Source organism: Cupriavidus sp. H18C1 (assembly GCF_049311595.1).
Lineage (GTDB): Bacteria > Pseudomonadota > Gammaproteobacteria > Burkholderiales > Burkholderiaceae > Cupriavidus > Cupriavidus cauae.
Genome location: NZ_CP186009.1, coordinates 1,147,053 through 1,169,644, shown reverse-complemented (window position 1 = coordinate 1,169,644; position 22,592 = coordinate 1,147,053). Strand labels below are relative to the sequence as shown.

Below are 22,592 nucleotides of genomic sequence, written 5' to 3'. Positions count from 1 at the left end.
CCGCTCCTTCCCCTCGCTTTTTCCCCCGCTCGTGCCCCTTCGTTTCGGCGCGGCGTGCTGCCTGGCGCTGGCCTGCCAGTTGCCGCTGGCCGGCGCGGTGGCGGCGGCTTCTACGGCGGCTTCTACGACGGCAACTACGACGGCGTCCACCGCGGTATCCACGAAGGCGCCCCCCGTCCGCGCCGACGCGGCCTGGAGCGTGGACCGGCTGATGGCGACGCTGGCGCGGCAGCCGGCCGGCAGCGCGCGCTTCGTCGAGAAGAAGTACATGGCGATGCTGGAGCGCCCGCTGGAATCGAGCGGCGAGCTGCGCTTCGTCGCGCCCGACCGCCTCGAGAAGCGCACGCTGGCGCCCAAGCCGGAAACGCTGCTGGTGCAGGGCGACATGCTGACGGTCGAGCGGGCGGGCCGCAAGACCACCATTCCGCTCGGCAACCATCCCGAACTCGCCGGCTTTATCGAGAGCCTGCGCGGCACGCTGGCCGGCAACCGGCAGGCGCTGGAGCAGTACTACCGGCTCGCGCTGGAAGGCACCGCCAAACGGTGGACGCTGACGCTGACGCCGTCCGACAGCCGCATGGCCGCGGCGATTGCCGCCATCCGCATCGATGGCGCCGGCGAGCGGCTCGAGCGCGTCGAGATCCGCCAGGCCGACGGCGACCGCTCGGTGATGACGATCGTGCCAACCGGCGGGCAATGAGCGCGGCCGGCCAACGCCTGCACCGAAGGACCCTGCCGGCGCGACTGGCGGTCGCGATCTGGGTGGCGTTCGTGCTGGCCTGCGCGGCCATCGCCGCGCGCACCACCTTCACCGCCGACCTGTCGGCCTTCCTCCCGCGCGCGCCCACCGCCGAACAGCAACTGCTGGTCGATCAGCTGCGCGATGGGCTGGTGTCGCGGCTGCTGCTGATCGGCATCGAAGGCGGCGGCAGGTATGAGGGCACGCAGGACGGCAGGCATGACAACACCCAGGACGCCGCGCAGGACGTCGCCCGGCGCGCGGCGCTGTCCAGGGCCCTGGCCGGCAAGCTGCGCGGCGATCCCCGCTTTGCCGCGATCGACAACGGCGAGCCGGTCAACCGCGAGCGCGACCAGCGCTATCTGTACGCGCACCGCTATCTGCTGAGCCCCGCCGTCACGCCCGAGCGCTTCACCGAGGCGGGCCTGCGCGCCGCCATCGGCGACACCATCGATCTGCTCGGCTCGTCGGCCGGGCTGATGATCAAGCCGCTGCTGCCGCGCGATCCGACCGGCGAGGTGGCGACGCTGCTGGCCGATCTCGATCCGAGCCACGGCGCGGCAATGCGCGACGGCGCCTGGGCCTCGCGCGACGGCCGCCGCGCGGTGCTGCTGGCGCAGACCGCCGCGCCCGGCTCGGACCTGGACGCGCAGGCGCAGGCGCTGGCGGCGATCCGCTCGGCCTTTGCGGCGGCGGTGTCCGAGGCCGGCGCCAAGGAAGGCGAATTCCGTCTGGTGATGTCCGGCCCGGGCGCGATCGGCGTGCAGACGCGCGACACCATCCGCGCCGAGGTCGAGCGGCTGTCGACCATCGGCGTGGCGGTGATCGTCGCGCTGCTGTGGTTCGTCTACCGCTCCCCCGACCGCGCTCGCGCTCGGGCTGGTGCCGGTGCTGTCCGGCGTGCTGGCCGGCATCGGCGCGGTCAGCCTGGGCTTCGGCATGGTCCACGGCCTGACGCTCGGGTTCGGCACCACGCTGATCGGCGAGTCGGTCGACTATGCGATCTACCTGTTCGCGCAGACCGCGCAGGACCGGGATGACGATGCGCCGGCTGAAGCCGGCACCGCTGCCGCTACCGCTGGCGCGGCTGTGGGTGCGGGTGCCGGCGCTACCACTACCGCTACCGCTATCACTACCGCTGCCGCTCTCGCTACCGCTGCAGCTGGCGCCAGTGTTACGACTACCGCCGCCAGCGCTGCCACCACCGCCGCGGGCGCGCGCGAACGCTGGACGCGCGCCTTCTGGCCCACGGTGCGCCTGGGCGTGCTGACCTCGATCTGCGGCTTTGCCTCGCTGCTGCTGTCGGGCTTCCCGGGGCTGGCGCAGCTCGGGCTGTTCTCGATCGCGGGCCTGGCCGCCGCGGCGCTGGTCACGCGCTTCGTGCTGCCGCAGCTGATTCCGGCGCGCTGGCGCATGCGCGACCTGCGCCCGCTCGGCAACCGGCTGGCCCGCATCGCGGCCCATGCGCCGCGGCTGCGCTGGCCGGCGCTCGCCGTGGTGCTCGGCGCCGTGCTCCTGCTGGTCTGGCTCGTCGCCGTGCAGCGCACGCCGTTGTGGAGCCAGGAACTGACGTCGCTGAGCCCGGTGCCGGCCGACACGCAGGCGCTCGATACCCAATTGCGCGCCGATCTCGGCGCCCCGGACGTGCGCTACCTGGTCACCGTGTCCGCGGCCAGCGAACAGGCGGCGCTGCAGGGCGCCGAGCGGGTCGGCGCGCAATTGGCGCCGCTGGTCGCGCAGGGCGTGATCGGCGGCTTCGACAGTCCGGCGCGCTTCCTGCCGAGCGAGGCCACGCAGCGCGCGCGGCAGGCCGCGCTGCCGCCGCGCGACGAACTGGCCGGACGGCTGCAGGCGGCGGTGGCGGAACTGCCGGTCAAGCCGGCGCTGTTCGCGCCCTTCCTCGACGAGGTCGCGCGCGTACGCGAGATGCCGCCGCTGACGCGGGCCGATCTGCGCGGCACGTCGATGGCGCTGGCGGTCGATGCGCTGCTGACCGAGCACGGCGGCCGCTGGACCGCGACGCTGCCGCTGCGCGCCGCGGCTCAGGCCAATGCCCCCGCCAGTGCCGGCCCCAATGCCGACGCACGTGCCGGCACCAAAGCCGATGCTGGTGCTGGTGCTGGTGCTGGTGCTGGTGCCGGGGCTCATGCCGATGCCAATGCCGGCGCATCGTCAGCGGCAAGCCAGGGCCCGGCCGCGCTGCCGGTACCCGCGGCGATCCGCGCCGCGATCGCCAGGGCGGGCGTCGCCGATGCGCTGTTCGTCGACCTGAAGGGCGAATCGGACCGGCTCTACGCGGGCTATCTGCGCGAGGCACTGCGGCTGTCGCTGGGCGGGGCCGCCGCCATCGCGATCCTGCTGCTGGTGGCGCTGCGTTCGCCGCGCCGCGTGCTGGCCACGCTGCTGCCGCTGGCCGCCGCCGCGCTGGTCGTGATCGCCGCGCTGGCGCTGGCCGGCAAGACGCTGTCGCTGCTGCATCTGGTCGGCATGCTGCTGCTGGTCGCGGTGGGCTCGAACTACGCGCTGTTCTTCAACGGCGCGGCCGGGACGGCAGGGGCGGACGAACCCGCAGGTAACATGCCCGGCGCAAGCGAGCCCAAAGCGAATGAGGTCCGAACGAATGAGACCCGAGGGAACCAGACCCTGGCGAACGACACCCGAGCGAACGAAGGAGCGAACGAAAGAGCGAACGAAGCTGGAGCGAACGAAACCGGGACGAACCAGCCCGGAGCGAGCGAGCCCGCTGCGATCGCGCCCCGCACCCTGGTCTCGCTGCTGCTGGCCAACCTGACCACGGTGGCGGCCTTCGGTCTGCTAGGCTTATCACATCTGCCGCTGTTGCAGGCCTTCGGCCAGACGGTCGGTCCGGGCGCGGTGCTGGCGCTGCTGTTCTCTGCGGTGTTCGCGCCGGCGGCCATGCTGGGTGCCTCGCCCCGTCCGACCGCGGCCGGTCACGATCAGGAGGCAAGACCATGACGCGCATGCGCAATTCCTATCCCGGGCCGCAATCGAGCGCCGCGCCGGGCACGGTCCGCAGCTGGCGGCCGTCGGCGCTGATCGGCGGCGCGGCCGCCGTCCATCTGGGCGCGGTGGCCGCGGTGCTGGCCCAGCCGGCGACGCTGCCCTGGGCTGCCGGCTCGGTGGTCGCGGCCAATCTGCTGCTGGCCGGCGCCGGGCTGTGGCCGCGCAGCACGCTGCTGGGCCCGAACCTGCTGCGGCTGCCGCCCAGCGCCGGCCACAGCATCGCGCTGACCTTCGACGACGGCCCCAATCCAGAGGTCACGCCGGCCGTGCTCGACCTGCTCGATGCGCACGGCGCCCGCGCCACCTTCTTCTGCATCGGCGAGCGCGCGCTGCGCCATCCCGACCTGGTGGCCGACATCGTGCGCCGCGGGCATGCGATCGAGAACCATACCCAGCACCACTGGCTGCACTTCTCGACCTTCGGCCCGGGCCGCATCACGCGCGAGGTCGGCGAAGCGCAGCGTTTGCTGACCGAACTGACCGGGCAGGTACCGCGCTTCTTCCGCGCGCCCGCCGGCCTGCGCAATCCGCTGCTGGAGCCGGCGCTGTGCCGGCATGGGCTGCGGCTCGCCAGCTGGACGCGGCGCGGCTTCGATACCTTCCGCGGCGGCGACCCCGACAAGGTCGAGGCGCGGCTGCTGAAGGACCTGGCGGCGCGCGACATCCTGCTGATGCATGACGGCAACCCGGGCACCGACCGCGCCGGCACGCCGATGATCCTGGTGGTGCTGCCGCGCGTGCTGCGCGCCATCGACGAGGCGGGGCTGCGCTACGTGACGCTGCGCGAGGCGGTGCCGGCATGACGCGGTGGACCGATGCCGCGGGCCCCGCCGGCGAGGCGCTGATCGCGCGGGCCAGCGCCCGCTACCGCGCCGCCGACCCGTTCGCCGTGCATTTCGCCCGCTTCAAGCTGCGCAACGATCCGGTCTTCGCGATCGCGCTGGCGCAGGGCCTGATCCCCGACGGCGCACGCATTCTCGATATCGGCTGCGGCCAGGGCCTGCTGGCCAGCTGGCTGCTGGCGGCCCGGCAATGCCATCCCGACAGCTGGCCGCAGGGCTGGCCGGCGCCGCCGGTGCCGCGCTCCTATCTCGGCATCGAGCTGACGCCGGCCGACGCCGAGCGCGCCCGCGCCGCGCTGGCCGAGCCGGGCCCGTGGCCGGCGGAAATCCGCCAGGCCGATGCCCGCGCCGCGGTGGCCGAGGTCGCCGCGGCCTGCGATCTGGTGGTGCTGCTCGACGTGCTGCATTACATCGACCGCCCCGCGCAGGAGGCGCTGCTGCGCGACGCGCTGCGCTGCCTGGCGCCCGGGGGCCGGTTGCTGATGCGCGTCGGCGACGCCAGCGCGGGCTGGCGGGCCCGCTACAGCCGCGCGGTCGATCGCGTGGTGCAGTGGCTGCGCGCCGGCCGTACCAGCCCGCTGACCTGCCGGCCCGCCGACGAATGGCGCGCGCTGCTGCGCGGCATGGGCATGACGCTGCGCGAGGTGCCGCTGCCGCGCGATGCGCATGGCGCCAATGTGCTGATGGTCGGCACGCTCGATGCGGTCGATGCGGTCGCTGGGGTCGCTGGGGTCGCTGGGGTCGCTGGGGTCGATGCAGTCGATGCGGTCGGTGCCGTCGGTGCGGCCGATGCGCTCGATGCTTCGGACGCGCCCAAGGGGCAGGCCGTGCGAGCCATGCAGGCCGCGCAGGCCGAGCCCGGCGCCGCGTCCCGAGAGGCGGCGGCACGCTCCTCGGCCACGACCTCCGCCGCGGCCTCCACCACCGCCTCCACCGGCGAGATGGAGCCGCTTTGATACAATCGCGCCGCCCATCGGTGCCCGACACCGACCGCAACGCCGGCAACCCCGGCCGCCCCCGCAATATCGGCGACGCGCCGCAACGTGCCGCCTCGCATCCCGATCGTCCGCTGTCCCCCGCCCGTGTCCGCCCTGCAGTTGTCCCATTTCACCGTCACCAGTTGCCTGGGCCATGGCCTGGCCGCGACCTCCGCCGCCTTGCGCGCGCAGCGCAGCGGACTCGCGCCCTGCCGCTTCGGCGACGTGCGGCTGCGCACCCATGTCGGCGAAGTCGCCGGCGTCGACGACGCCCCGCTGCCGGCCGAATTCGCCAGCTTCGACTGCCGCAACAACCGGCTGGCGCGGCTGGCGCTCGAACAGGACGGCTTCGCCCAACGCGTGCGCGAGGCCATCGCGCGATATGGCGCCCACCGTATCGGCGTGTTTTTCGGCACCAGCACCGGCGGCATCCTCGAGACCGAGCAGGCCTACCGGCGTCGCGATCCCGCGACCGGCGCGCTGCCGCCCGACTTCGAGTACGCGCACCGGCACAGCCCGTTCTCGCTGCCGGCCTTCGTGCGCGCATACCTGGGCGTGACGGGTCCCGCGGCGGCGATCTCGTCGGCCTGCTCGTCGGGCGCCAAGGTGTTCGCCTCGGCGCGCCGGATGATCGAGGCCGGGCTGATCGACGCGGCGCTGGTGGGCGGCGTCGATTCGCTGTGCCACACCACGCTGTACGGTTTCCATTCGCTGGAGCTGGTGTCGGCCGAGCCCTGCCGGCCCTACGACGCGCGGCGCAACGGCATCTCGATTGGCGAAGGCGGCGCGTTCGGCTTGCTTGAACGGTTGCCCGAATCTTTGGCCGAATCCCTGCCCGAATCACTGCCAGGCTCCGGCGCGCCGGCGCTGCCGGGCGATACGGTGCTGCTGTGCGGCGTCGGCGAATCGAGCGACGCCCACCACATGTCGAGCCCGCATCCGCAGGGACTCGGCGCGCGGCTGGCGATGGAGCAGGCGCTGGCCGACGCCGGACTGACGCCGGCCGACATCGACTACATCAATCTGCATGGCACCGCGACGCCGAGCAACGACGCCGCCGAGGGCAAGGCCGTGCTCGCGCTGTTCGGCACGACGCCGTGCAGCTCCACCAAGGGCGCGACCGGCCATACGCTGGGCGCGGCCGGCGCGATCGAGGCGGTGATCAGCGCGCTGGCGCTGCGCGAGGGCTGGCTGCCGGGCGGGAATGCCGATACCGAGCTCGATCCCGCGCTGCCGGTGGGCTATCTGCTGCGCACCGGGACGGCCGATGCCGGCCATCGCCCCCGCTACGCGCTGAGCAATGCCTTCGGCTTCGGCGGCTCCAATTGCAGCCTGCTGTTTGGCCGGGCCGACGCGCATTTGCAAGGCAGGCGGTCATGACGGCGCCGGTATTCGTCGAAGGGATCGGCCTGCTCGGTCCCGGAATTCCGGGCTGGCAGCAAGGAGCTGCGGTGCTGCGCGGGGAGACTCCCTATTTGCACGCCGCCACCGCGTTGCCCCCCGCCGGAAGGGCTGCCGTCGGCCGAGCGCCGGCGCACCGGCCCCGCGGTCAAGCTCGCGCTGGCGGTGGGCCGGCAGGCGATCGCCGCCAGCGGACGCGACGCCACCACGCTGGCGACGGTGTTCAGCGCCTCGGGCGCGGACGGCCACAACTACCATGCGATCTGCGAATCGCTGGCCGGCGACGACCCCATGATCTCGCCGACCCGCTTCCACAACTCGGTGCACAACGCACCGGCCGGCTACTGGAGCATCGCGACCGGCGCGATGGCGCCGTCCAACGCGATGTGTGCGCACGACGGCAGCTTTGCCGCGGGCCTGCTCGATGCCTACAGCCAGGTGCTGGCGACCGGCGCGCCCTGCGTGCTGATCGCCTACGACACCGACTATCCCGAGCCGCTGCGCAGTGCGCGGCCGATTCCCGATGCCTTCGGGCTCGCGCTGGTGCTGACGGCCGAACCGGGTGTGGCAACGCTGGCGAGCCTGCGGCCATCGCTGGTGCTCGAGGGCGACGCGCCGACGCCGATGGCCGATGCCGCGCTGGAAGCGCTGCGCGCCGCCATCCCGGCCGCGCGCGCCCTGCCCTTGCTGCAGGCGCTGGCACGCGGCGACGAGGCCACGGCGGTGCTCGATTATCTGGACCCGCTGCGGCTGCGCGTCGAGGTCGCGCCATGGCGGTGAACGACGTGAACGACGCCAACGACACCAACGGCGCACACGAGGTCGGCGCGTCGCCCGCGGCCATGCCGCCCGGCACGCCGGTCGGGCGCGACTGGATCGCCGCGCATATCCCGCATCGCGGCGCGATGTGCCTGCTCGACGAGGTGATCGACTGGGATGCGCAGCGCATCCGCTGCGAGGCGCGCAACCACACGTCGCCGGATCATCCGTTGCGTGCCGAAGGCAGGCTGGCCGCGCTGTGCGGCATCGAATATGCGGCGCAGGCGATGGCCGTGCATGGCGCACTGCTGCGCACCGGCGCCGCGGCCACGCCGAGCCTTGGCTATCTGGCCAGCGTGCGCAAGGTCGAGATCTTCGTCGGGCGGCTCGATACCGTGGCGGTGCCGCTGACGATCGAGGCCGAACGCATCGGCGGCGACGATCGCCAGGTGCTCTACGAATTCGCGCTGCGCGCCGGCGGCGCCGTGCTGCTGACGGGCCGCGCGGCGGTGGTGCTGGACGCCACGCCGGCCGCTTAGGTCGCGCACGGCACGGTACGTGCGCCTGGGTCCGGCGCGGTACGGTACGGCCGGTTGAGCAGCGGTACGGTCCGGCCCTCGCCGGCCCGGTCCCCTGCGCGACGGTCCGGCCCCGGCTTGGGTGGCGTGGCTTCGGCGGTCCGGGCCCGGCTTGCGCGGCGTTGGTGCGCGACAGCCCGGGCCCGGCTCGCGTGGCATTGCTGCGCGGCGGTCCGGGCCCGGCTCGTGTGGCGTTGCTGCGCGAGGGCGATCAGCCCTCGATCTTCGGTGCCGGCAGCACCTCGCCGCTGACCTCGCCGAAGCCGATGCGATAGCCATCGCCCTGGCACCAGCCGCGCATCACCACTTCATCGCCGTCCTGCAGGAAGCCGCGCTCCACGCCGCCGGCGAGCTTCAGCGGCTCGTTGCCGTTGCGGGTCAGTTCCAGCAGGCTGCCGTACGAGTCCGGCGTGGTGCCGCTGATCGTGCCCGAACCCATCAGGTCGCCGACGCGCACATTGCAGCCCGACACCGTGTGGTGGGCCAGCTGCTGCGCCATCGTCCAGTACATCGCGCGGAAGTTGGTGCGGCTGATCGGCTCGGCGCGCTCGGCGCCCTGCGGCCGCAGCGCGACCTCGAGCTCGATGTCGTAGGCGTTGCGCGCCGACTGGCGCAGATACGGCAGCGGCTCGGGCGATTGCTCGGGGTTGTCGCGGCGGAACGGCTCCAGCGCTTCCATCGTGACGACCCACGGCGAGATCGAGGTGCCGAAGGTCTTGGCATTGAACGGCCCCAGCGGCACGTATTCCCACTGCTGGATATCGCGCGCGCTCCAGTCGTTGAGCAGCACCATGCCGAACAGATAGTCGTCGGCCTGGTCCACGCGCACCGGCTCGCCCAGCGCCGAGTCCTTGCCGACGATGAAGCCCATCTCCAGTTCGTAGTCGAGCTTGCGGCAGGCGCCGAAGATCGGGCGCGCCTCGTTCGGCAGCTTGATCTGGCCGTTGGGACGGCGGATCGGCGTGCCGCTGACCACCACCGAGCTGGCGCGGCCGTTGTAGCCGATCGGGATTTCCAGCCAGTTCGGCAGCAGCGCGTTGTCCGGGTCGCGGAACATGCGGCCGACGTTGGTCGCGTGCTCCTTCGACGAGTAGAAGTCGGTGTAGCCGGGAATCTCGACCGGCAGATGCAGGCGGGCGCCGGCCATCGGCACCACCGCGCGCTCGCGCAGCGCGGCATCGTCGCGCAGCGTCGGCGTGTCGGCCGCCAGCAGCTGGGCGATGCGCTGGCGCGTCTCGCGCCAGACCGGGCGGCCCAGCGCGATGAAGCGGTTCAGCACCGGTGCGGCGAAGGTACCGCGGGCCGCGGCCGGCAGCAGGCCGGCTTCGTCCAGCACCGACAGGTCGACGATGCGGTCGCCGATCGCGACGCCGACGCGCGGCGCCTGCGAGCCGTGCGAGAACACGCCGTAGGGCAGGTTCTGCAGCGGGAAATGGGTGGCGGCGTCATTGGCCGATTCGATCCAGCTGCGGGAGGATTGGGCTTGGGTCATGGATGGAATGCGTTGGATAGGGTCTGTGTTCGGGGTTCGGTGCCTTGCGGTACGTCCGGTACGTCGCGGTACGTTGCTCGATGGCCGGCGCGCGCGCCATCAGCGCACGTTCGGGTTGAAATGCTTCTTCAGCCCTTGCCAGCAGTGCTGGTAGTCGGATTGCAGCGCGGCCGATTCGGCGGCGTAACGCGTGGGCCGGATCACCGTCGGCGTCTCGAACATGAAGGCCATCGTGTCGGCAATGCGATGCGGCTTGGTGGTGTCCGCCTCGGTCGCGCGCGCAAAGGTCTCCGCATCGGGGCCGTGGCCGCTCATGCAGTTGTGCAGGCTCGCGCCGCCCGGGGCAAACCCTTCGGCCTTGGCGTCGTAGACGCCTTCGATCAGGCCCATGAACTCGCTGGCGATATTGCGGTGGAACCAAGGCGGGCGGAACGAGTGCTCCATCGCCAGCCAGCGCGGGCCGAAGATCACGAAGTCGATGTTGTCGACGCCCTCGGTGTCGGACGGGCTGTGCAGCACCAGGAAGATCGACGGGTCCGGATGGTCGAAGCTGATCGAGCCGATCGTGTTGAAGCGGCGCAGATCGTATTTGTACGGCGCGTAGTTGCCATGCCAGGCCACCACGTCCAGCGGCGAATGGTCGATCTTCGCGCGCCACAGATTGCCCTGGAACTTGGCCACCAGCTCGAAATCGCCCTCGACGTCCTCGTACCAGGCCACCGGCGTCTGGAAGTCGCGCGGATTGGCCAGGCCGTTCGAGCCGATCACGCCAAGGTCCGGCAGCTTCAGCAGCGCGCCGTAGTTTTCGCAGATATAGCCGCGCGCCTCGCCGTCGAGCAGCTCGACGCGGAAGCGCACGCCGCGCGGCACCACCACGATCTCCTGCGGCTCGACCTCGAGCACGCCCAGTTCGGTGGCCAGGCGCAGCCGGGCCTGCTGCGGCACGATCAGCATCTCGCCGTCGGCGTTGTAGAAGAAGCGGCCCTGCATCGAGCGGTTGGCCAGGTACAGGTGGATGCCGCAGCCGACCATCGCCTCGGGGCCGCCGTTGCCGCCCATCGTGACGATGCCGTCGACGAAGTCGGTGGGCGCGTCCGGCATCGGCAGCGGGCTCCAGCGCATCTGGTTCGGCGACGGCGCGACGTCGTCGAAGCGGCTGACGATGCGCGATTGCTCGATCCTGACGAAGGACTCGTGCATCGCCGCCGGGCGGATGCGGTACAGCCACGAGCGGCGGTTGTGCGCGCGCGGCGCCGTGAAGGCGGTGCCCGACAGCTGCTCGGCGTACAGGCCGTACGGCGCGCGCTGCGGCGAATTCTGTCCGACCGGCAGCGCGCCCGGCAGGGCCTCGGTGGCGAACTCGTTGGCGAAGCCGGACTGGTAGCGCAGCGCGCCGGCGTCTGTGTCTTGGCGTAGTGCTTGGGTCATGGTGGTCCTGACAGAGGTTCTGAAAAGGTTCTTGGAAGGTTCTCGGAGAAGGATGGGCTTGGGTGATCGGCTTACGCCGGCACCGGAATCGGCACGGCGGCGTCCGCTTGCGGGTCGGGGACCGCCGGCGGCACCGCGGCGCGCGCGAGCGCCATCGCCTGGCGCAGCACCGCGGTGTCGCCGATATGGTTGGCCAGCAGCAGGATCAGCTGCGCGTTGGCGGCCTGGCTTTGCGCATCGTTCAGGTCGCGATGCATCTCGAGCAGCGACTCGTAGACGTCGTCCGGCTGCGCGAGATTGGGTTCGGTGACGAGCTGCGCGGCCGGCGACTGCGGCTGGGCCGGCGCCGCGCGCCACTGCACGTCCATCATGCCGAGCGCGCGGCGCAGCGCGGTCAGCAGCGCGTCGTGCTCGACCTGGCGCCAGCGTGCGCAGACATGCTGGTCCGGGCGCAGCAGATAGCAGGTGCCGGGCTGGCCGTCGTAGCGGCGCGCGGCCAGGCCGTCGATGTCTTCGAGGACCACTGCGCCGCGCGGCAGAATCGGCTTTTGCGTCGGCTTTTGCGTCGGCTTTTGCGTCGGCGTCGGCGTCGGCGTTGACGTTGACGTTGACGTTGGCGTTGGCGGGGCCATGAGCGTTGGCGAGGACGTTGCGGAGCACGTTGGCGTGGGCTGCGTCGATGGCGTCGGCGGCATCACGCAGACCACCTTGACCGGCACCGGCGCGGCGCTCAGTTGTTCCAGCGCCGCGCACGCCGCCGGCGACAGGCCCCGAGCGTCGGCGAACACCAGCGCGGTGAAGTCGCTGCCGAGATGGGGGAGCAGCCAGGCCTCGCCCTGCGCCTCGTTTCCCTGCCTTTCCGTGCCCTGCCCTTCCTCGCCCATGACGCGCACCGGCGCATCGGCGCAGACCGCACCGGGCACCATAGCGCCGCCGAACGCCGCCGTATCCGGCGTGTTCAGCGGCGACGGCGTCAGCACGGTCGGCGTCGACAGCCGGCCGCTGTTGACCAGCTGGCGCGCGAACGGATGCTGGCGCGCGAGCCGCAGCACCGCGTCGCGCAACACGCGGCTGATGGCGCTCTTCGGCGTGATGAAATCGGTCGAGCGCGTCGAATGCAGGATGTTCTCGTCGGCCGCGTATTCGCGCTCGCTGGCATAGGTGTCGAGCAGCGCGTCCGGCGCCAGACCGGCCAGCACCAGCCGAAGCTTCCACGCCAGGTTCTCCGCGTCCTGCACGCCGCTGTTGGCGCCGCGCGCGCCGAACGGCGAAACGCGATGCGCGGCGTCGCCGGCGAACAGCACGCGGCCGTGGCGGAAGCGCTCCATGCGCTGGCACGAGAAGGTGTAGACGCTGACCCATTCGAGCTCGAACTGCGCGTCCGGCCCGAGCAGCGCGCGCAGGCGCGGCAGCACGCGCTCGGGCTGGCGCTCCTGTTCGGGATCGGCGTCCCAGCCCAGCTGGAAATCGATGCGCCAGATATTGTCGGGCTGCCGGTGCAGCAGCACCGACTGGTTGAGGTTGAACGGCGGATCGAACCAGAACCAGCGTTCGGCCGGGAAGCCGGCGGCCATCCGCACATCGGCGATCAGGAAGCGGTCACGGAAGGTCCGGCCCCGGCTCTGCAGCCCCATCAGCTGGCGCACGGGACTGCGCGCGCCGTCCGCCACCACCACATAGCGCGCCGCCATCGTGTAGTCGCCCTCGGGCGTCGACACCGTCAGCACGACGCGATCGGCCTCCTGCCGCAGGCCGCTGACGCGATGGCGCCAGCGCAGTTCGAGACCGGGCAGTTCGCCCGCGCGATCGACGAGATAGCCCTCGACGTAGTACTGCTGAAGGTTGATGAAGGCGGGACGATGATGGCCGCTCTCGGGCAGCAGATCGAAGCTGTAGACCTGCTCCTGATCGAAGAACACGCGGCCGACGTGCCAGCGCACGCCCTTGTCGACCAGCCGCTCGCCGCAGCCGAGGCGATCGAAAATCTCCAGCGTGCGCTTGGCGAAGCAGATCGCGCGCGAACCGCTGGCCAGCGTGCAGTCGTCATCGAGCAGCACCACGGGCACCTGCTGCTGGGCCAGGTCGATCGCGGTGGCGAGGCCGACCGGGCCGGCGCCGATCACGACCACCGGCCGCAGCGCCGGCTGCAGGCCAGATTGCGCATCTGATTGCACATCCGATTGCACATCCGATCGCGCATCCGATTGCGCGCCCGTTTGCACGTCCTGCTGCACGTCCTGCCGCACGTCGTGCCGCACGCCCAGCTGCTGCTCGGCGCAGCGCCGGTAAGCGAAGGTGCGGGCCGCATAGTCGGCAGGACCCGTGCCCCGATCCTGGGCTGGGTCCTTGGCCACCGGGTCCCTGGCCGCATCCTTGGCCGCTTCGTTCTCGCTTGCCTGAGCTGGGGTTTCCATATCGTCTCCATCCCGCCGCCGCGCCCGCTGTCCCGCGGACTGCGGCGGCCAGCATGCCGCCGGGTTCAGTCCTGCAGCGCCGCCCACATTTCCTTGTCGCGCTCGGCGGTCCAGATGCGCGGATGCTTGATGCCGCTCGCCTCGTCATAGGCGCGCGCCACGTCGAACGGCAGGCAGTGCTCGTAAATGAAGACGTGGCCGAACTTCGGATCCATCGCCGCGCGCACATGCGCCATCGCGCCCTTCAGGTCGAGCTTCTGCGCCACCGCCTCGCGGCCGCGCTGCAGCAGCGTGCTGACGAAATCGCGCGTGTAGGCAAGGCCCTTGTCGACCTGCTCGGGCGTGGTCAGCGCGGGACCGCGTCCCGGCACCAGCGCCTGCGGCTGCAGCGCGCGCAGTGCGTCCAGCGTGGCCGGCCACTCCTCGAGCTGCGCGTCGCCGCAATAGCAGGCCGCGTCGTACTCGACCAGGTCGCCGGAGAACAGGATCTTCTGCGACGGAATCCACACCACGGTATCGCCCTTGGTGTGGCCGGGCCCCAGATGCAGGATCCTGACCTCGAGCTTGCCGAGGAACAGCGTCAGTTCGCGCTCGAACACCAGGTTCGGCCAGGTCAGGCCAGGCACGGTCTCGACGCCGGCGAACAGCCGCGGGAAACGCTCGATCTCGGACTTCATGTCCGCCTCGCCGCGCTCGACGATCATTTCGTAGGTGCCGCGGCTGGCGATCACGTTCTGCGCGCCTTCGCTGAAATAGGCCGACGCGCCCAGCACGCGCACCGCGTGGTAGTGCGACAGCACCACGTGCTTGATCGGCTTGTCGGTGACCGTGCGGATGCGCGCGATCAGGTCCTGCGCCATCGCGGGCGTCGCGGTGGTGTCGACGATCAGCACGCTGTCGTCGCCGATCACCACGCCCGAATTCGGGTCGCCCTCGGCGGTATAGGCGTAGGCGTTGTCGGACAACCTGGTGAAGGTGACCTGCTTCGCTTCGAGATCGGCTTGCGACGCAAAGGCTTTGGACATGGGGCTTGTCTCCGTTCTGCTGTGCTGTCTGGGGCTGTGGTCCGGCGCTTGTCGGCGCGCATTTCCCAGCATAGGCCGCATGGCGCGGCGTCAGGCCCGGCCGGCCGATGAATTACGTATTGTGAAACGAATTTACCGAATCGTAATCAGCGACACGAAAGGTGTCAATCCGGATCCGGCCGAAAAGCCGGCAGCGGTGTAGAGGAAGGCGACGGGAAAAGACGTGAAGGGCCCGCGGCGGCACGGCGATGTGCGCACGGCGGCTTGTGCCGGGCCGGAGAACCGGAAGCGCGGGAGAAACGGCCGGAGAAGGGGAACGCGGAAGTGCTACCGGACAAACGCGCCCGGACGAAGGCGCCTGGACGAACGCGCCCGGTCACGCCGGATGCGGTGGGAGGCCGCGCAGCGCCGAACCAGCGGCCGGACGAACGCCGGCCGCAAGGGGAAGATGACAGGATCAGACCGGCTTCTGGCCTTCGCCCTGCGGGGTGCCCATGCCACCCGCGTCGGACGTGCCGCCGCCCGAGGAGGCGGACGAAGCCGAGGACGCCGATGCGCCGCCCGCCGGACCGGCCATCGAGGCGGCGGTCACGCCGCCGTTGCGGCTGGCGATAAAGGCGTTGACGTCCTGCGCCAGATGCTGGGGGGCAAGCACCACCTCCAGACCGAGCGCCTCGCAGGCGGCCAGGAAGGTAGACATACGCGGATCGGCCTGGCCCGACTCCGCGCGCAGATACGCCTCCCGGGAGATCCCGGCCTTGCGGGCGACGTCCTCCTGCTTGAGCTTGCGCGCTCGGCGCAATGCCCGCAGTTGCCGGAACGGTTCGCTAGCGCCTCGTGGCACGGCTGTACTGTTCATATCGGTCTCCAGTCACCAAAAAAGAAAGTGCGCGGACGTGCATTCGAGTATAGAGCACACGTCGCGTTCCGTATGTAATCAGGGAAACACTTTTTACAGAATTCACGGTTTGTGCCGGTTGGCTTTCCTCCAGCCCTGCCGTCGCGATATCGGGCCCTTTGAAGTGCCCGTGCTTCCACAATAGCGAATAGGGCTCGTTAGCGCCAAGTTCGGTTTGACAGACCGACCGGTCGTGCTATTCTTCCGAGCATGCAAAAAGGCCATCTGACGCGCAGCGCCATCATCGCTCAGGCATTCGATACCGCGACCCGGATCGGATTCGAGCAGCTGTCGCTCGCCGAACTGGCCGCCAGCACGGACATGTCCAAGAGCGGCCTGTACGCGCACTTCAAGTCGAAGGAGGCCTTGCAGCAGGCAGTGCTGGAACTGGCGATCGAGCGCTTCACGGCGATGGTGGTGCAGCCCGCGCTGCGCCAGCCGCGCGGCATACCGCGCCTGCGCGCGCTGTTCGAAGGGCAGCTCGAATGGATCGGCAGCACCGACTCCGGCGGACGCTGCCTGTTCATGGCGCTGGGGCAGGAATATCGCGACCGGCCCGGCGTGATCCGCGACATGCTGGTCCGTGCGCTGAAGGACTGGAACGGCATCGTGGTCCGCGTGGCGGCGGACGCCATCCAGGACGGCAGCCTCGGCGCGGACGAGGAACCGCGCCAGATTGCCTTCGAGATGGCCGGCATCGTGATGGCCTTCCAGCAATCGCTGAAGATGCTTGGGCGCGCGGATGCGCAGGCGATGGCGCGCCGCGCCTTCCAATCGCTGGTCACGCGTGGCAAACGCGCGGCTGCGTAGGCGCGCATAGGCGCCGTAAGCCGCGCAAGTTGCATACGCCGCCAGCGCCGAACGTTTGCGCTGGTCCCCGAGGCAACGTTTTTCCTCGGCACTGTTTTCGCCGATAAATAGCACGACCGGTCGGTCTTATCCGGGCCCGAGAGAAGCACGAGGGGGCCGCGCAACGAGGTCGACGGGTTGGGGATGGAACCGCAAACGGAGTGAATATCGTGACACAGGCCCTGTCTCCCCCGCCGCCCCGGCCAAGCCGCGCCGGGCCAGATCGCCGCGCGGCTGGCGCAGGCCGGCCTGGCATGGCGGCGCCTGCGCTGGCAGACCGCGTCGGCGCTGTTTCCCGAGCAGACCGCGCGCGCCTTCGAACGGCAGTGGTTCGGCGTGCCGGAGACGAGCGTCGATGCCGCCGGGCAGGCCTTCCTCGCCGGGGCGCGCGCCGATTGGGCGTTGGTCACCGGCGGCGGGGCGACGCGCCGCGTGCGCGTCTACCGCTGGCACGGCGAGGGCCCGGCGGTGCTGCTGGCGCATGGCTGGGGCGGCAATGCCGCGCACTGGCAGGCGCTGGTGCCCGCGCTGCTCGCCGCCGGCCATCGCGTGGTCGCCTTCGACGCGCTGTCGCACGGTGCCTCCGATGCCGGCGCGCTGGGCCCCGGCCAAAGTTCGCTGATCGAGATGTCGCGCGCGCTGCTGGCGGCCGCGTGGCACGCCGGGCCGATCCATGCGGTGGTCGCGCATTCGCTCGGTTCGGCCGCGGCGGCGCTGGCGCTGCGCGAAGGGCTGCCCGCCGCTGCCGCGGTGCTGATCGGCCCGCCCGCCGACATGCGCCACGCCTCCGCCACGCTGGCCTGGCAGCTCGGCGTCGCGCCCGCGGTGCTGGCGCGCGTGCAGCGCAACAGCGAACAATGGCTCGGCATGCCATGGGGCGCGTTCAACGTGCCCGATATCGGCCGCTGCAGGTCGGTGCCGCCGACGCTGGTCGTCCACGATCGCCACGACAAGGAGGTGCGCTGGGAGGACGGCGCCGCGATCGCCGGCTCCTGGCCCGGTGCCACGCTGCTGACCACCGAGGGCCTGGGCCATCGGCGCATCCTGCGCGATGCCGGCGTGATCGAACAGGTCGTCGCCTTCCTCGCGCAGCGCCTGTCGTCCCGCGGCGCGCCGGCTGCCGCGGTACTGCCGCAGCATGCCGAGCGGACGGTACGTTCCGCGGTACCGGCGGCAGATCTCGGCATGGTCCGGTAAATCTTACCGGCCGGCCCGGCGGCCCTTCGGCCCTTCCCTTCCCCGCGTGTCGCCAGACCCGCGCAGCCACCGCCGCGATGCGGGATGGCCCACCGCCGCGCGCCTCGGCATACGGCTTGCTCCCATGCGCTCTGCCCGCAACCGGTTCGCGGACTTGCGCCGCGCCGACGCTGATGGAGGGAGCCGGCATGACGACGCTCACGCTGTTACCGTGCGATGCGGCGACCGTATTGTGCGATGTCGCCGCGATCGACGCCCTGCATCTGGCCGCCCTGGCGATGCCGGGATGGCCCGCGGTGCCGTCGCTGCCCGCCCGCCATCCGCTGCTGGCCCACGTCCTCGACAATCACCGCTGCAACGCGCTGCTGTGGGAGCAGGAAGACCAGGCGCGCCGCACCGACGTGCCCGACAGCGCGATCGTCGCCAACAAGCGCGCCATCGATCGCTACAACCAGCAGCGCAACGATGCCATCGAGGCGATGGACGCCGCCATCCTCGAAGCCCTCGCGGCCGAGCGCATTGCGCCCGCGGCCGATGCCTGGGTCAACAGCGAGACCGCCGGCTCGCTGATCGACCGCATGTCGATCGGCACGCTGAAGGTCCACCACATGGCGCTGCAGGCCGAACGCGGCGACGCCGACGAGGCGCACCGGCAGCGCTGCGCGGCCAGGCTCGCGGCGCTTCGCGAGCAACGCGATCACCTCGGCCGCTGCCTGCGCCAGATGTGGTCCGGCATGCTGGCCGGCCGCTGCACCTATCGGGCGCACCGTCAATTCAAGATGTACAACGATCCCGCGCTGAATCCCTTCCTGTACGGCACCGCCGCGCCGTCCGATGCCGCGGGCCGCGCGCGGGAGGCGCGCGGGAAGCGCGCGGGAAGCGTAATGCCGGCAGCCTCCCATGACGACCGGCGCCGCTGACCAGCACGCCGCAGCCATCGTCCCCGGCGTGCGCCGCATCGCGGTGCTGCGCGCCAACGCGGTCGGCGACTACGTGCTGACGCTGCCCGCGCTGGAGGCGCTGAAGGCCGCCTATCCCGCAGCGACACTGACCCTGCTGGGCAAACGCTGGCATGCGCAATTTCTCGATGGCAGGCCGGGACCGGTCGACGAGGTGGTCTGCCTGCCCGCGGTGCCCGGCCTGACGGCACCGGCCGATACGCCCTTGGCGACCGGCGATTCCGGCGATTCCGGCGACGAAGAGCTGCGCGATTTCCTTGCGCAAATGCGGCAGCGCCAATTCGACCTGGCGTTGCAGCTGCACGGCGGCGGCCAGTACAGCAATCCGCTCGTGCGCGCGCTCGGCGCCAGGGTGACGGCGGGATTCCGTGCACCGGGCGCCAGCGCGCTCGATCGCAATTTCCCTTATCTCGTGCCCGACATCGACCTGCATCCGCGCGCCCTGCTGCTGCACGAATGCGTCGGACTGGTCGGCGCGCGCGCGGCCTCCGTCGAGCCGCGGCTGTCGCTGCGCGAGCGGGACCATGCGCAGTTGTCGCGCGCCTTGCCGGCCCTGCATCGGATCGCCGAACGCCTGGTGGTGCTGCAGCCGGGCGCGACCGACCCACGGCGCCGCTGGCATGCGGAGGGATTTGCCGAGGTCGGCGATGCGCTTGCCGAGCAGGGTGCGGTCGTCGCGATCAACGGCGATCCCGCCGAAGCAGAACTGGTGCATCGGGTCGCCGGCGCGATGCGGCATCGCGCGGTGGCGCTGCCGGGCACGCTGTCGCTCGGCGCGCTGTGCGCGCTGCTGGCGCGCGCCTGCCTGGTGGTGTCCAACGATACCGGGCCCGCCCATCTCGCACGCGCCCTCGGCATACCCACCGTCACGCTGTACTGGATCGGCAATCTGCCCAGCTATGGCCCGCTGTCGGCGCGATGGCATCGCGTCGCGGTGTCGTACCGGATCCATTGCCCGGTATGCGGCGCGCGCGTGTTTGACCGCCATTGCGGCCACGGCGCATCCCTGCTCGACGAGATCGCCGCCGACGCGGTGGTCGAACTCGCGTTGGCGGCGTATCGGGCCAGCGTCGAGCGAGAGAACGACCGCGTGCGTGGAGCCGATCCCCCTTACCCCCACGCGGGCCAGGATCTGCCCGCCCCCCATAGCTCGACTGCTCCGGCGGTGTGCCACCCAGCGTCACCCGGATCGCGCAGTACTTGAACTCCGGGATCTTGCCGAACGGATCGAGCGCCGAATTGGTCAGCTTGTTGATCGCCGCCTCGTAATAGCAGAACGGCACGAACACCGCGCCGCGCGGCGTGCCTTCGTCGGCGCGCGCATACAGCGCGACCTCGCCGCGGCGCGACGCCAGCGTGATGACGTCGCCGGGCTTGCCGCCCCACTGCGCCAGATCGAGCGGATGGACCAGCGCGGTCGGGTCGGGCTCGAGCGCGTCGAGCACCCCGGCCCTGCGCGTCATGCTGCCGGTGTGCCAGTGTTCGAGCTGGCGCCCGGTGATCAGCACGAACGGATAGTCCTGGTCCGGCCGCTCCGCCGCCGGCACGATATCGGCCGGCACGAAGCGCGCGCGTCCGGTCGGCGTGGGGAAGTCGTCGGTGAAGATCACCGGCTCGCCGGCATCGCCTTCGGCGCGGCATGGGTAGGTCACCGCGTGTTCGCGTTGCAGCCGCTCCCAGGTGATACCCGCGATGCTCGGCATCGCCAGCCGCATTTCGTCGAACACGTCCGCCACGTCGCCGTAGCGCCAGTCCAGGCCCAGTTGCGCAGCCATCTGCTGGATGATCCACAGGTCCTGGCGCGCCTGTCCCGGCGGATCGATCGCCTGCCGGCCCAGCTGCACGATGCGGTCGGTATTGGTGAAGGTGCCGGTCTTCTCGGGGAAGGCCGAGGCCGGCAGCACCACGTCGGCCAGATACGCGGTCTCGGTCAGGAAGATGTCCTGCACCACCAGATGATCGAGCGCGGCCAGCGCCTCGCGCGCATGCTGCGCATCGGGGTCGGACATCGCCGGGTTCTCGCCCATGATGTACATGCCGCGCACCTCGCCGCGCTCGATGGCCTGCATCACCTCGACCACCGTCAAACCCGGCTGGCGATCGAGCGGCGTGCCCCATAGCGCCTCGAATCGCGACGCGGCGTCGGCATCGTCGACGCGCCGGTAGTCCGGATACATCATCGGAATCAGCCCGGCGTCCGAGGCGCCTTGCACATTGTTCTGGCCGCGCAGCGGATGCAGGCCGGTGCCGGGCCGGCCGATCTGGCCGGTCATCAGCGCCAGCGCGATCAGGCAGCGCGCATTGTCGGTGCCGTGCACGTGCTGCGACACGCCCATGCCCCACAGGATCATCGCGCTGCCTGCGGTTGCATAGAGCCGCGCCACATGGCGGATCGTCTCGGCGTCGATGCCGCAGATCGGCGCCATCGCCTCCGGGCTGTAGGCGGCGACATTGCGTTCGAGCTCGTCGTAGCCGATCGTGCGGCTTTCGATGAAGTCGCGATCGACCAGCCCTTCGGTGACGATCACATGCATCATCGCGTTGAGCAGCGCGACGTCGGTATCCGGCTGGAACTGCAGGAAGCGATAGGCGAAGCGCGCCAGGTCCGAGCGGCGCGGATCGGCGACGATCAGCTTGGTGCCGTTGCGCACCGCGTTCTTGATCCAGCTGGCCGCGACCGGATGATTGACGGTCGGATTGGCGCCGATCAGGATCACGACCTCGGCCTTGCCGACATCGATCACCGGGTTGGACACCGCGCCCGAGCCGATCCCTTCGAGCAGTGCCGCCACCGACGACGCATGGCACAGCCGCGTGCAGTGGTCGACGTTGTTGCTGCCGAAGCCGGTCCGCACCAGCTTCTGAAACAGATAGGCCTCCTCGTTGCTGCCCTTGGCCGAGCCGAAGCCGGCCAGCGCGCGCTTGCCGTGGATATCGCGAATGCGAGCGAGACCGCCGCCGGCAAGCGCCAGCGCTTCCTCCCACGTCGCCTCGCGGAACACCTCCATCGCGCGCTCCGGGTCCATCACCGCATCGCCGCGCTTGGGCACGCCCTCGCGGCGCACCAGCGGCACCGTCAGCCGGTGCGGATGCGCGGCGTAGTCGAAACCGTAGCGGCCCTTGACGCAGAGCCGCGCATGATTGGCCGGGCCGTCGCGCCCTTCCACGTACTGGATGCGGTTGTTCTTGACGTGATAGGTCAGCTGGCAGCCGACGCCGCAGTACGGGCAGACCGATTGCACCTGCTTGTCGGGCACCGCCAGCGCGGCCGCGCGCGCCGGCATCAGCGCGCCGGTCGGGCAGGCCTGCACGCATTCGCCGCAGGCCACGCAGGTCGAGGCGCCCATCGGGTCGTCCATGTCGAACACGATCTTCGCGTCGGCGCCGCGCAGCGCGATGCCGATCACGTCGTTGGCCTGCTCGTCGCGGCAGGCGCGCAGGCAGCGCGTGCACTGGATGCAGGCATCGAGATTGACCGCGATGGCCGGATGCGACAGATCGGGCGCCACGGGTGCGCGCGGCGCGAAGCGCGGCTTGCCGATCTCGAGGCGCGCGGACCACTGGTCCAGCTCGCTGTCGCGCGTGTACGCGGTCTCGGGCATGTCCGACTGCAGCAGCTCGAGCACCATGCTCTGCGCCTTGCGCGCGCGCGGCGAATCGGTCTGCACCTTCATGCCGTTGGCCGGCTGCCGGCAGCACGACGGCGCCAGCACGCGCTCGCCGTCGATCTCGACCATGCAGGCGCGGCAGTTGCCGGCCGGCTCCAGGCCGTCCTTGTAGCACAGGTGCGGAATCTCGACGCCCTCGCGCCTGGCCACCTGCAGCAGCGTTTCACCTGGCGCGGCCATCACCTCGCGGCCGTTCAGCTGGAAGGCGACCGAAGCCGGATCGGAGGCTTGGACGAGGGCGCGTTCGGCGCGGGTCAATGCATTCATGGCGGTCTCTTGGATCTGTCGGATCTGTCGTACGGCTGCTTGCGGCTGCTTGCGGCTTGTTGCAGCGTGTTGCGG

The 22,592-nt window shown here is 71.0% G+C and carries 14 protein-coding genes and 3 pseudogenes; 11 read left to right on the top strand and 6 right to left on the bottom strand.

All coding sequences use genetic code 11. From position 1 onward, the window contains the following. Positions 1-67: 67 nt before the first annotated feature. From OJJOAM_RS21020 to OJJOAM_RS20990, 7 genes and pseudogenes are all read left to right on the top strand, one after another. Entirely contained in the window at positions 68-700 is a 633-nt protein-coding gene (locus tag OJJOAM_RS21020) for a LolA-related protein (protein ID WP_422651003.1), read from the top strand. After that, positions 697-3,715 (top strand): annotated as a pseudogene (locus tag OJJOAM_RS21015) (MMPL family transporter). Before OJJOAM_RS21020 ends, OJJOAM_RS21015 begins: the two are co-directional and overlap by 4 nt. Further along, positions 3,712-4,566, top strand: coding sequence for a polysaccharide deacetylase family protein (locus OJJOAM_RS21010; protein ID WP_265633724.1), 855 nt, complete (start codon positions 3,712-3,714; stop codon positions 4,564-4,566). The pseudogene OJJOAM_RS21015 and the gene OJJOAM_RS21010 overlap by 4 nt, the downstream one beginning before the upstream one ends. Next, entirely contained in the window at positions 4,563-5,561 is a 999-nt protein-coding gene (locus tag OJJOAM_RS21005) for a methyltransferase domain-containing protein (protein ID WP_422649698.1), read from the top strand. Before OJJOAM_RS21010 ends, OJJOAM_RS21005 begins: the two co-directional genes overlap by 4 nt. Before the next feature lie 126 nt (positions 5,562-5,687). Continuing rightward, positions 5,688-6,962 (top strand): beta-ketoacyl-[acyl-carrier-protein] synthase family protein, encoded by a 1,275-nt coding sequence (locus OJJOAM_RS21000; RefSeq protein ID WP_422649697.1) that lies wholly within the window; start codon positions 5,688-5,690, stop codon positions 6,960-6,962. Then, positions 6,959-7,763, top strand: a pseudogene (locus OJJOAM_RS20995) (beta-ketoacyl synthase chain length factor). The gene OJJOAM_RS21000 and the pseudogene OJJOAM_RS20995 overlap by 4 nt, the downstream one beginning before the upstream one ends. Before the next feature lie 62 nt (positions 7,764-7,825). Continuing rightward, positions 7,826-8,281, top strand: coding sequence for a hotdog family protein (locus OJJOAM_RS20990; RefSeq protein WP_422651002.1), 456 nt, complete (start codon positions 7,826-7,828; stop codon positions 8,279-8,281). 250 nt (positions 8,282-8,531) lie between these two features. Here the strand turns inward: OJJOAM_RS20990 and fahA are convergent, their stop codons facing one another. From fahA to OJJOAM_RS20965, 5 genes are all read right to left on the bottom strand, one after another. Then, a complete protein-coding gene (gene fahA, locus OJJOAM_RS20985; protein ID WP_422649696.1) occupies positions 8,532-9,812 on the bottom strand; it encodes a fumarylacetoacetase in 1,281 nt (426 codons plus the stop codon). A 99-nt stretch (positions 9,813-9,911) separates the two neighbouring features. Continuing rightward, complete coding sequence (gene hmgA, locus OJJOAM_RS20980; RefSeq protein WP_422649695.1) at positions 9,912-11,240, bottom strand: homogentisate 1,2-dioxygenase; 1,329 nt, start codon at positions 11,238-11,240, stop codon at positions 9,912-9,914. Between the two features lie 71 nt (positions 11,241-11,311). Then, positions 11,312-13,654, bottom strand: coding sequence for an FAD-dependent monooxygenase (locus OJJOAM_RS20975; protein ID WP_422649694.1), 2,343 nt, complete (start codon positions 13,652-13,654; stop codon positions 11,312-11,314). A 65-nt stretch (positions 13,655-13,719) separates the two neighbouring features. Continuing rightward, positions 13,720-14,679, bottom strand: a complete 960-nt coding sequence (locus OJJOAM_RS20970; protein ID WP_422649693.1) for an MBL fold metallo-hydrolase — start codon at positions 14,677-14,679, stop codon at positions 13,720-13,722. Between the two features lie 457 nt (positions 14,680-15,136). Next, positions 15,137-15,538 (bottom strand): helix-turn-helix domain-containing protein, encoded by a 402-nt coding sequence (locus OJJOAM_RS20965; protein WP_422649692.1) that lies wholly within the window; start codon positions 15,536-15,538, stop codon positions 15,137-15,139. A 249-nt stretch (positions 15,539-15,787) separates the two neighbouring features. On the opposite strand from OJJOAM_RS20965, the gene OJJOAM_RS20960 reads away from it, so the two are divergent. The 4 genes and pseudogenes from OJJOAM_RS20960 to OJJOAM_RS20945 all read left to right on the top strand — a co-directional run. Continuing rightward, positions 15,788-16,387, top strand: coding sequence for a TetR/AcrR family transcriptional regulator (locus tag OJJOAM_RS20960; protein WP_422649691.1), 600 nt, complete (start codon positions 15,788-15,790; stop codon positions 16,385-16,387). 261 nt (positions 16,388-16,648) lie between these two features. After that, positions 16,649-17,623: an alpha/beta fold hydrolase gene (locus OJJOAM_RS20955; RefSeq protein WP_422651001.1), complete on the top strand. Its 975-nt coding sequence runs from the start codon at positions 16,649-16,651 to the stop codon at positions 17,621-17,623. Between the two features lie 188 nt (positions 17,624-17,811). Next, on the top strand, positions 17,812-18,543 hold the full coding sequence (locus tag OJJOAM_RS20950; protein WP_422649690.1) for a DUF4254 domain-containing protein: 732 nt from the start codon (positions 17,812-17,814) through the stop codon (positions 18,541-18,543). Then, a pseudogene (locus OJJOAM_RS20945) lies at positions 18,524-19,450 on the top strand (glycosyltransferase family 9 protein); the annotation flags it as partial. The gene OJJOAM_RS20950 and the pseudogene OJJOAM_RS20945, both read left to right, overlap by 20 nt. Here OJJOAM_RS20945 and fdhF read toward each other — a convergent pair. Then, a complete protein-coding gene (gene fdhF, locus OJJOAM_RS20940; RefSeq protein WP_422649689.1) occupies positions 19,449-22,517 on the bottom strand; it encodes a formate dehydrogenase subunit alpha in 3,069 nt (1,022 codons plus the stop codon). The pseudogene OJJOAM_RS20945 and the gene fdhF overlap by 2 nt on opposite strands. Positions 22,518-22,592 lie beyond the last annotated feature (75 nt).

Excerpts from the sequence above, each read along its gene's own strand:
- OJJOAM_RS21010 (WP_265633724.1), top strand. The coding sequence starts at position 3,712 with ATGACGCGCATGCGCAATTCCTATCCCGGGCCGCAATCGAGCGCCGCG.
- OJJOAM_RS21005 (WP_422649698.1), top strand. The coding sequence starts at position 4,563 with ATGACGCGGTGGACCGATGCCGCGGGCCCCGCCGGCGAGGCGCTGATC.
- OJJOAM_RS20990 (WP_422651002.1), top strand. The coding sequence starts at position 7,826 with ATGCCGCCCGGCACGCCGGTCGGGCGCGACTGGATCGCCGCGCATATC.
- fahA (WP_422649696.1), bottom strand. The coding sequence starts at position 9,812 with ATGACCCAAGCCCAATCCTCCCGCAGCTGGATCGAATCGGCCAATGAC.
- hmgA (WP_422649695.1), bottom strand. The coding sequence starts at position 11,240 with ATGACCCAAGCACTACGCCAAGACACAGACGCCGGCGCGCTGCGCTAC.
- OJJOAM_RS20975 (WP_422649694.1), bottom strand. The coding sequence starts at position 13,654 with ATGGAAACCCCAGCTCAGGCAAGCGAGAACGAAGCGGCCAAGGATGCG.
- OJJOAM_RS20970 (WP_422649693.1), bottom strand. The coding sequence starts at position 14,679 with ATGTCCAAAGCCTTTGCGTCGCAAGCCGATCTCGAAGCGAAGCAGGTC.
- OJJOAM_RS20965 (WP_422649692.1), bottom strand. The coding sequence starts at position 15,538 with ATGAACAGTACAGCCGTGCCACGAGGCGCTAGCGAACCGTTCCGGCAA.
- OJJOAM_RS20960 (WP_422649691.1), top strand. The coding sequence starts at position 15,788 with ATGCAAAAAGGCCATCTGACGCGCAGCGCCATCATCGCTCAGGCATTC.
- OJJOAM_RS20950 (WP_422649690.1), top strand. The coding sequence starts at position 17,812 with ATGACGACGCTCACGCTGTTACCGTGCGATGCGGCGACCGTATTGTGC.
- fdhF (WP_422649689.1), bottom strand. The coding sequence starts at position 22,517 with ATGAATGCATTGACCCGCGCCGAACGCGCCCTCGTCCAAGCCTCCGAT.